This window comes from Gelidibacter sp. (assembly GCF_053579655.1).
In genome coordinates this window covers 89509-98154 of sequence record NZ_JBMDWE010000012.1, presented here as the reverse complement: position 1 = coordinate 98154, position 8646 = coordinate 89509, and the positions used below count along the sequence as shown (strand labels likewise).

Here is an 8646-nt window from a genome sequence, read left to right as displayed (position 1 = left end):
TTGCTTAAGCTTTCCTCTAGGCCTTCAATATCATCACAAGCTTTGTAAATACTCGCAATACCTTGTTTCAATGCCACGTCCTCCAAGATTTTTAAAACCTCCGTAGTTTCAGTATTGTCTATATCTGGAATGGCTTCAAGGCAGAAAATAAATTTTTCATTCTCCATAAAAAGTTGGCTTCATTTTTTTGTAGGTAACAAAACTCTTGTTTTTGATTGTGTTTCACAAATCAATTATTAAAACATTAAGAGTGTGATTAATTTTAAACCAAGCATAAATTCAGCACTTCCGGAAGTAATAAATTGGCAATAGATAAAGGGGAATTAGAGGACAATTTTTGCTTCAAAGTTCTTTCAGTTTTATTTACTCCAAAACTTTTTGTGTTGACCCCTTACTTTCTTCTATCTAAAATATGGCCACAAAAAAAGCCCTCAAATTTCTTTGAAGGCTTAAATTCTGGGTGGAAGACCGGGCTCGAACCGGCGACCCTCGGTACCACAAACCGATGCTCTAACCAACTGAGCTACAACCACCATGTAGCCGCATTCTTCAATGCGACTGCAAATGTAAGAGATTTGTTAGATGTAACAAAACTTTTTCGTAAAAAAATTAAACTAAATCGAATAAACTTTTCACAGCGGCATAACGCTCCACCGTAAAGCCCTCAGCGTGCTCCGCGCCAATCAATCGACCTAAATCCCTGGCTCTGTAGTCAATACTGTCTGTGAAGTTTTTACTACTGATTGGCGTCTGAGGCGCTTTGCTCTCAGGGTCAAAGAATTGCGTTTTATAGGCTCGAATGGCTTTTATTTTGGTCTCCATAAATCCAGAGACATCAACTACGAAGTCTGGCTCAATATTTTTCCATTGAATATAGTGATACACAAATTTTGGTCGCCACTGTTCTTGAGCTTTTCCGTCCAATTCGGTTTCAACTTTTATCAATCCACTTAAAAAACAAGCATCACTTACGAGTTGGCTCCCCTTTCCGTGATCAATATGCCGATCCTCAATGGCATTACACAATACTATTTCTGGTTGGTATTTCCGGATCATTTTAATGAGCTCCAATTGGTGGGCTTTATCATTCATAAAAAACCCATCGGCGAACCCCATATTCTCTCTAACGACCACACCTAAAAATTTTGCTCCGTCTGCTGCTTCCTCTTTTCTAGTTTCCGCAGTTCCGCGCGTGCCGAGCTCGCCACGGGTCAAATCGATAATGCCGACTTTTTTTCCGTTATGAACTTCTTTTGCAATGGTGCCTCCACAGCCTAACTCTACATCATCAGGATGCGAGCCAATAGCTAATATGTCTAATTTCATGAGTTTATTTCTATTATTTTTTTAACGTATACATGCTGTTTGCATTTTTTTGGATATAAAATTTTCAGCATGTTCATTTAATCTGTTTATTTTTTATTCCAATCCTTTTGTTCCGCCTTAGTCAAAAACGACCAAGCTACCACTCTACTCACTTTATTGCCTTGAATCATATCCAAAACCTGAAACTCCGTAGCGCCTAATTTTTCTAAGGAAGCTTGCATGGATCGTACATGACTAACATTGGACACTAAGCTTGTAAACCAAAAACACTGTTGTTTATAATGGGAGCTTTCATAAAGGTAATTATGTAGGAACGCTTTCTCTCCGCCGGCATAACACAACTCTTTTGGCGTACCACTAAAGTTTCTGACCACTTTGTCATTATCCTTTCCTAGGCCTTTCAATTTGGTTTTGGTGGCCTCAAGCGCATCTGCCTGACTTTTAAAAAACGGCGGATTGCACACTGAAGCTGCAAATTTATCGGAAGGTTTAATAATTCCCTTTAAGATGTTCTGGGAATCATTTTGACGTCGCAGCTCTATAACATTCGCCAAAAAGTTTTTATCTATGATTTTTTTCGCAACATGAAGTGATTTTTCATCGATATCAGTACCAACAAATTTCCAGTTGAAGAGCGCATTTCCTATCAAAGGATAAATGCAACTCGCTCCCACACCAATATCCAAAATATTGATATCAGTCTCCAAATGGCTACGTCTTATTAAATCGGACAAATGATGCATATAATCTGCGCGACTTGGGATAGGTGGACATAAATTTTCATCAGGAAACTCCCAGTATTTTACGTTGTAATGGGTAAATAGCAATGCTGTATTTAACGCTTTTACCGCTTGAGGATTTGAGAAATCGATGGTTTGAGTTTGAAAATCGTTCACAAAAACATGAGGTCTTAAGGCTTCATGATTTTCGACGAGAACATCAAAATCGTATTTTTTATTGTGAAATGAGTTTTTGTGCAATTTCTTGTGTTTTCTAGGTTTCTTATTATTTTAAAGTTCTACTTCTGAACCTGAAGCTTTGAGCTTTTTACTTTCTTTATCGCTTGTTCAATATCTGCCATCAAATCCTTTTTTGATTCTATTCCCACAGAAAATCGAATCAAATTATCGCTAACACCAATAGCATCACGTTGTTGTTGCGTCAATAAGGCGTGCGAGGTTTTATGAGGCGATAGCATGGTGCTTTCTACGCCTGCCAAACTCATCGAAGATTTAATCAATTTTAATTCTTTTTGAAACGCCATGGCATCTAATTCGTCATTCAACTCAAAAGATAGCATCCCGCCAAAACCTTTCATTTGCGACTTTGCCAAATCGTATTGCGGATGGGATTTAAGTCCTGGGTAAAACACTTGTTTCACATCGTCGTGTTGAGTTAAAAACTTCGCTAGTTTTTTAGCGTTTCTATTTTGAGCTTTCACACGTAAAGCCAAGGTTTTCATGCTGCGCTCCAACATCCAAACGGTCATATCGCTTAAACTACCGCCCAGATTTTTCGCCACATTCCAAATAAGATCCCTATGCGCATTACTACAAGCCACCGCACCCGCTAAAATATCAGAATGTCCTCCTAAATATTTTGTGGCGGAATGGATGACAATATCAATCCCAAAATCTATGGGATTTTGATTAACCGGACTGGCAAAGGTATTATCGATGGTGGTCACGATGCTTTTTGATTTAGCCAAGTCGGCCACTCCTTTCATATCGGTAATGGTCAACAAGGGATTGGAAGGTGTTTCAATATGAATCAATTTTGTATTTGGACAAATGGCTGCTTCAAAATCAGAAACTTCATAGCCGTCCGTAAATGTAAATTCAATGCCATATTTTGGAAATTCTTCTCTAATAAAATTACTGGTACCACCATACAAGGTGTTTTGAACCACAATATGGTCGCCTTGTTTCAAAAAAGCCAAAAATACGGTACTAATTGCAGCCATGCCACTTCCAAAAATCATGCCTGCTTCAGCATGCTCGAGGGCAGCAATTTTTTTCGATAAATACTCTTGATTTGGCGTGTTAAAATACCGCGGATAACGTTTGACATCGACACCATCAAACTGATAGGAAGTGGACATATAAATAGGTGAAATCGCCCCTTTAAACTGTTCATCCTTGATTTCGCCGACATGGGTGCAAATGGTATTTAATCCGTATTTTGATTTTGACATGATAATCGATCATTTAGTAAGGTTTAAAATTACGAATAAATGATTATAGAAAGCCATTTTCAATCTTGCTTTTTGAACTCATGATTTATTTTCACATATAAACATTCCTATTCTCTAAGTATATGCTTTTTAAAAAAAAGCAATAAAAATTCAAAAGCTTGATGAAAAAAGTATTATACTTAAAAATTATTAAAAACTTGAAAACCATTTTTAGGGATTGTTAACCAATTCTCTTATATTCGTACCGCTATTAATAAACTCCTCTCCAAATGCTTAAAGCCGTATTATTTGATATGGACGGTGTGATTGTGAACACCGAACCGCTGCATCATAAATCCTACTACCAAATGTTTGACGACATCAATATTGAGGTGCCTGACGAACTTTACGCTTCTTTCACTGGGCAATCCACAATAGCAATTAGTCGCCTATTGATTGATCATTTTAAGTTGCCGATGGGGCCACAGACCTTGGTGGAACTTAAACGTCATCATTTTAAATATCTGTTTGAAAACGACGATGAATTAGCACTTTTAGATGGTGTTTTGGACCTGATCAAAGATTACCACCATAATGGCTTGACCTTGGTTTTGGCGTCTTCTGCCTCCATGGAAAACATCAACAATATTTTTGAGCGTTTTAATCTCAACCCATATTTTATAGCCAAATTAAGTGGTGCCGATTTAAAAGCGTCCAAACCGCATCCTGAGATTTTTGAAAACGCTGCATTGGCCTCAGGTTTTGAGCGTCATGAATGTATGGTCATAGAAGATTCAACCAATGGCATTAAAGCAGCTAAAGACGCTGGCATTTTTTGCGTTGGTTATGACAGTTTCCATTCCCATGATCAAGACTATTCACTTGCCGATTTAGTGATTAGTGATTTTGAAGAGATTGCTTACGATACTATTGCTAAGCATTTCACGTCAGTCCTGTCTGAAAAATAAAAAGTTAGACATCTCATATTAAGTGACCTGCTTCTAGTATGGCAGGCAGGTTATTATCCGAGGAATACACAGCTTGATTTGCTAACGAAATAATCCATTTAGAACGTCGTAAAAAAACATTCCGATTATTCCATGCATAGAAACCTTTAAGGTTTACTTCTCCTTTTTCAAAAGTTCATTTTGCTCTTTCATCAAATCGGTCAATTGTGATAGCAATTCAATATCCTTAGGGGTTTTGACGGTTTTATTTTTAGGATCATGAGCCTTTTCTCTGATTCTATTCAGAAATTTGAGCATCATGAAAATGGTAAACCCTATTACTAAAAAGTCGGTAGCAGCTTCAATTAATGCACCATAACCGATGGCAATTTCTTCGGATATCAATTGGCCAGAAGCATCGGTAACTTTATCTCTTAAAACAAAACTTTTGTCCTGAAACTTTAAACCATTGGTCATTAAGGACAAAGGCGGCATCATCACTTTTTTAACAAGCACATCGATGACCTTATTAAAGGACGCTCCAATGATAATACCGACGGCCATATCAATCATATTGCCTTTGACGGCAAACTCTTTAAATTCTTTAAAAATTCCCATTTTTGTTTACTTTTTGAAAAACTATAAAATCTTCGTTTTAATATGAATGGCAACAGCCATAAACAATGTGTTTATGGCTGTCCATATCTAATGCCTAAAAATTTCTTATTTTTTGTAATACATGACATATTTACGATAGGCTAAAAGTGCCAGAACCACAACAATGGCTACCGCAATCAGAATAAATTTCACACTCACAATCTGGTCGCCGCTAGCGTAAGCATGGAGTCCTGAAAGGTAGAAATTTACTCCAAAATAGGTCATCATGATACTCGCAAATGCAATAATAGAAGCTAAGTTAAAACCAAAACGACCGCGAAGTCCTGGAACCAATCGCATATGAATTACGAAGGCATATACCATAATACTGATCAAAGCCCAAGTTTCCTTAGGGTCCCAACCCCAATAACGTCCCCAGCTCTCATTGGCCCACATACCTCCTAAAAAGTTTCCAATGGTCAATAATACCAAACCAGTAGTTAAGGCCATTTCATTAATAATGGTGAGCTCCTGAATATTGAGCAACATCTTCTTTTTATTGTCTTTATTAGTAAATATCATCAAAATCAAAGAGACAGTACCCAAAATCATACCCAAGGTAAATGGTCCGTAGCTCATCACAATTACCGCCACGTGGATCATTAACCAATAGCTATCCAACACCGGTTCTAAAGTTGAAATGGCAGGATCCATCCAGTTCCAATGCGCTACCATCAAAACAATGGCAGTCACAAAGGCGGTCGCCGCAATGGTCAAATCACTTTTACGGCCGAAGGCTAATCCAAAGAACATGGTTGCCCAAGCTACATAAATCATCGATTCATAAGCATCACTCCAAGGCGCGTGCCCTGAAAGGTACCAACGGACAATCAATCCTAAAGTGTGGAGAATAAACAATCCTAAAATGATAAATTTGAAAGTCTTAACACTGACATTCACAAACTTATTGTTACCCTTGAAAATCTGTACAATCAACAGAATGAACATGAGCGTACCAGCATACATATACCAACTGAACAAATTCCTAAAAATATCATATTTGTTATACGCAATTTCTGTTTTTATCTTTTTCTCGGACAGCATGACCTCGCTTCCATATTTTTCTTGGGTCTTGGTAATACCATTCAGTACGGCATCTGCCTTTGAAAAGTCGCCATCTTGCTTCGCACTGTTGAGCGTCAATAGATACGCGCTAAAACCATTGTTGATGAAATTCCCCAAAAGAGAGTCACTTATTTTCTCGCGATACCCTTCATCTCTAAACTCTTTTGAAGAAATCCATTTGTTGTTATCGTCATTAGGGACTGGAAAAATTTTCATTGCACGCCCTTCTAAGGTATTGTGCATTAAATTAACACGCTGATCGGCTTCCTTAAACTCTTTTTGAGATCCATTTGGAATTGCTGCTCTGTAGGCTTCTTCAAGATATGGCTGTAATTTATAGTTACCTGTTTCTGTGAAGAAATCGATGAAGGCCACATGTTTTTGATCAAATGGAACGCCAATGATCTTTCTAATGGTATCTGCTTTTTTCGGCGCCAAATAAATGATGGGCACATTATACCATAACAACGGACTTTCCTGAATGGACAATATGATTTGATTGGCATCAAACCCTTCATAAGTATCGTGCTTGCTTATTTTGCGCAACATTTCAGAAGCATATGTATCCATCGGCATCATTCGCCCGCTGTAATCCTGTACTACAATATGTCCGAATTTATCGGCATGTTCTTTTGGCGTGATGTTAGCTTTGAGCACCGAATCAATTTGCGCTTTGGTCGGTCTGCCACCATGGTCATGGCCATCATCTGCAGAATGTTCTTGTGAAAAGCCCAACGTAGAGAACGCTATAAATAGAATGGTTAACACTTTGCTCTTTTGCTTTTTAACTTTATCCAGCATTTTATTCAAATCTGCAAATCGCGTGTTTCTGTCAAACCAAATCGCCATAAGTCCAATATACAATAAGAAATATCCAATATAAGTTACCCAAGTTCCCCAGAAATCATGATTTACAGAAAGAATGGTCCCTTTTTCATCAGGATCAAAACTTGCTTGAAAAAAGCGATAGCCTCTATGATCTAAGATATTATTCATATAAATATGGTAATCATAGTCGCCTTCCTCCTTATCCAAAACCGTGACTTTACTTTCATAAGAAGAATAGCTTTTCTCTGTTCCAGGGAATTTTCGACCAATAAATTCATTCAATTTTATTTCAAAAGGCAATTCCATCATTTTGGAACCATACTTAAGCGCAATCGTCAGATCGCCAAATTGCACTTGTTCAAAAGGATTATTTTTGAAAGGCCCACCGAGTATATTTGCAGTTTTGGTTTCGCCATTGACCGTCACTTTCATCACGACGCCATCTTCATCGCCTTTCAGCATTTCTGATTTTTTAACCACATCGAAAATTCCTTTTTCTACGGGTTTAGGAAAAACCATGGACATATTGCCAATAACGTAACGCGAACGTAAAATCAACGGTTGCACGCTGTCTTTTACCAGAATTCCTGTGGCGCGCGTGGCCATAGTCATATAATCTCCATCGTAAGGCGACTCAATCGTTAAACCACCTTCTGGAGTCGTCATAATATTAATGGCACCAGGCGTATGTTTATCTAAAGAAATCAATACGTTATGTAGATTTTGAACTTCTCCAGATTTCAAAAAGTGATTATGCGGACTGCCGTCTCCAGCTTCCACCAACTTCAAATAGGATTCTCCAGATTCATCAGGAATAATATCCAATTCTGCACCTTTGATGTACTTTTCAAGTTCAATGGTTACAGGAATGTTATTATATTCAGTTTCGACTTTAAAGTGATTGTTTAGTCGGTATGAGAAATCCACTTCGCGCTCGATTACTTTTCGTTGCGCCACACCATTGACCATATAATCGCCATCGATATAGGTGGTGACATAGGTTTTTTGCGATAAAAACTGGCTTTCCGATTCGCCCTCCCTGATATGTATCATGCCTTCAAATCCGATATATCGCGTAATGAATGCGCCAAAAATGATCAGAACAAAGGACAAATGTAGCGTTAACGTGGCCCATTTTTTCCATCTCAATAATCGGTAACGAAACATATTACCAATAAAATTGATCATAAACATCCCCATAATGGCTTCAAACCACCAGGCATTGTAAATTAAATGCCGTGTATAAGGAGTAGGTGATGTTTCTTGGTTGGCGTCCATAAATGTCCCGGTGGCCATTGCGGCGGCGAATACGACAAATAGGATAGCGGTTAAACGTGTAGAAAAAAGGATGTTAGCGAGTCTTTTTTGCATGATAGAAGAACTGTTTTTTGCACTTTTATTTAAGCAGTGCAAATTTAGCCTTTTTTGTTGGTTTGTTGCGGATTAAAAAATGTTAAAGTTCAGATAGTTTGGATAAGTCACGGTCTCAGTAAGAAAGAGTGAATTTGACGGTTGACGGATGACCGATGACCGAGGACCGATGACCGAGGACGGATGACGGATGACCGAGGACGGATGACCGATGACGGATGGTGGAAAAAAATGTTTTACTGAGATTCACTGAGAAAATCTTTATTGGATGGGTTTTAT

7 protein-coding genes and 1 tRNA gene are annotated in these 8646 nt (G+C 38.1%); 1 reads left to right on the top strand and 7 read right to left on the bottom strand.

The features are described from left to right. The 5 genes from ACOH2D_RS08240 to ACOH2D_RS08220 form a co-directional block, all read right to left on the bottom strand. Nucleotides 1-167, bottom strand: a 167-nt coding sequence (locus ACOH2D_RS08240) for a DUF6642 family protein (RefSeq protein ID WP_449534932.1), incomplete at its 3' end; no start/stop codon positions are given. 291 nt (nt 168-458) lie between these two features. Continuing rightward, nucleotides 459-534 (bottom strand) — tRNA-His (locus ACOH2D_RS08235). A gap of 75 nt (nt 535-609) precedes the next feature. Then, nucleotides 610-1326 (bottom strand): bacillithiol biosynthesis deacetylase BshB1, encoded by a 717-nt coding sequence (bshB1, locus tag ACOH2D_RS08230; protein ID WP_449534931.1) that lies wholly within the window; start codon nt 1324-1326, stop codon nt 610-612. Between the two features lie 86 nt (nt 1327-1412). Further along, the gene (gene rlmF, locus ACOH2D_RS08225) at nt 1413-2306 is read right to left on the bottom strand and encodes a 23S rRNA (adenine(1618)-N(6))-methyltransferase RlmF (RefSeq protein ID WP_449534930.1); all 894 of its coding nucleotides are present in this window, start codon (nt 2304-2306) and stop codon (nt 1413-1415) included. A 38-nt stretch (nt 2307-2344) separates the two neighbouring features. After that, complete coding sequence (locus ACOH2D_RS08220; RefSeq protein ID WP_348037587.1) at nt 2345-3520, bottom strand: trans-sulfuration enzyme family protein; 1176 nt, start codon at nt 3518-3520, stop codon at nt 2345-2347. A gap of 269 nt (nt 3521-3789) precedes the next feature. Here ACOH2D_RS08220 and ACOH2D_RS08215 point away from each other — a divergent pair, with 269 nt between their 5' ends. Further along, nucleotides 3790-4467, top strand: coding sequence for an HAD family hydrolase (locus ACOH2D_RS08215; RefSeq protein ID WP_348037589.1), 678 nt, complete (start codon nt 3790-3792; stop codon nt 4465-4467). Nucleotides 4468-4620: 153 nt separating this feature from the next. Here ACOH2D_RS08215 and mscL read toward each other — a convergent pair whose 3' ends face one another. Both mscL and ACOH2D_RS08205 read right to left on the bottom strand, forming a co-directional pair. Beyond that, complete coding sequence (gene mscL / locus ACOH2D_RS08210; protein WP_449534929.1) at nt 4621-5064, bottom strand: large conductance mechanosensitive channel protein MscL; 444 nt, start codon at nt 5062-5064, stop codon at nt 4621-4623. Between the two features lie 105 nt (nt 5065-5169). Then, the gene (locus tag ACOH2D_RS08205) at nt 5170-8367 is read right to left on the bottom strand and encodes a cytochrome c biogenesis protein (RefSeq protein ID WP_449534928.1); all 3198 of its coding nucleotides are present in this window, start codon (nt 8365-8367) and stop codon (nt 5170-5172) included. Between the last annotated feature and the right edge of the window lie 279 nt (nt 8368-8646).

What these genes read in the sequence shown, in the direction of transcription:
- ACOH2D_RS08205 (WP_449534928.1), bottom strand. Translation starts at nt 8,367, where the DNA reads ATGCAAAAAAGACTCGCTAACATCCTTTTTTCTACACGTTTAACCGCT.
- ACOH2D_RS08220 (WP_348037587.1), bottom strand. Translation starts at nt 3,520, where the DNA reads ATGTCAAAATCAAAATACGGATTAAATACCATTTGCACCCATGTCGGC.
- mscL (WP_449534929.1), bottom strand. Translation starts at nt 5,064, where the DNA reads ATGGGAATTTTTAAAGAATTTAAAGAGTTTGCCGTCAAAGGCAATATG.
- bshB1 (WP_449534931.1), bottom strand. Translation starts at nt 1,326, where the DNA reads ATGAAATTAGACATATTAGCTATTGGCTCGCATCCTGATGATGTAGAG.
- ACOH2D_RS08215 (WP_348037589.1), top strand. Translation starts at nt 3,790, where the DNA reads ATGCTTAAAGCCGTATTATTTGATATGGACGGTGTGATTGTGAACACC.